The following is an 841-nucleotide window of genomic DNA, read 5'->3' as shown; positions in this document are numbered from 1 at the left end:
TTCGCCTTTAGCTGCTTTGAAAGCTTCAGCCATAGCGTTTGGAATTGCAACTTCTTCTTTATTCACTTGAGCGATTGCCGCTGATTCTTCAGCTTCGTCTTTCGCGCGAACAGATAAGTTCACAACACGCGCTTTACGATCTACACCTGTATATTTCGCTTCGATAGTATCACCTGCAGAAATAACGGTTGTAATATCTTCAACACGGTCACGAGTTGCTTCGTTAGCACGGATAAATGCTTCCACGCCGCCTTCTAATTCAACTTTAACGCCTTTCGCATCAACTTCTACAACTTTACCAGTCAAGATTGCACCTTTTTTAGTGCTTTCTACGAAGTTAGTGAACGGATCCGATTCTAATTGTTTGATACCTAAAGAAATACGTTCTTTAACCGCATCAACTTGTAATACAACAGCTTCTACTTCGTCACCTTTTTTGTAGTTACGAACAGCTTCTTCACCTGTCGCATTCCAAGAAATGTCAGATAAGTGAACTAAACCGTCGATACCGCCTTCAAGACCGATGAAGATACCGAAATCAGTGATAGATTTGATTTTACCTGTCACTTTATCGTTTTTGTTGTGAGTTGCTGCGAAGTGTTCCCAAGGGTTTGCTTTACATTGTTTTAAACCTAATGAGATACGACGACGTTCTTCATCAACTTCAAGAACCATTACTTCAACTACATCGCCTACGCTAACCACTTTAGACGGGTGAATGTTTTTGTTTGTCCAGTCCATTTCTGAAACGTGAACTAAACCTTCAACACCGTCTAAAATTTCAACGAAGCAACCGTAGTCGGTTAAGTTAGTTACTTTACCGGTTAATTTGCTGTTTACC

At 40.5% G+C, this 841-nt stretch carries 1 protein-coding gene; it reads right to left on the bottom strand.

The genetic code is table 11. The annotated features are described in order from the left end of the window. The coding region (locus DAE25_RS22670; RefSeq protein WP_159083932.1) for a S1 RNA-binding domain-containing protein at positions 1 to 841 on the bottom strand (841 nt) is incomplete at both ends.

The sequence above is a fragment of the Nocardioides terrigena genome (genome assembly GCF_003047265.1).
Classification (GTDB): Bacteria; Actinomycetota; Actinomycetes; order Propionibacteriales; family Nocardioidaceae; genus Nocardioides; species Nocardioides terrigena.
Note: the sequence above shows the minus strand (reverse complement) of the source record. Positions and strands in the feature narration are given on the sequence as shown.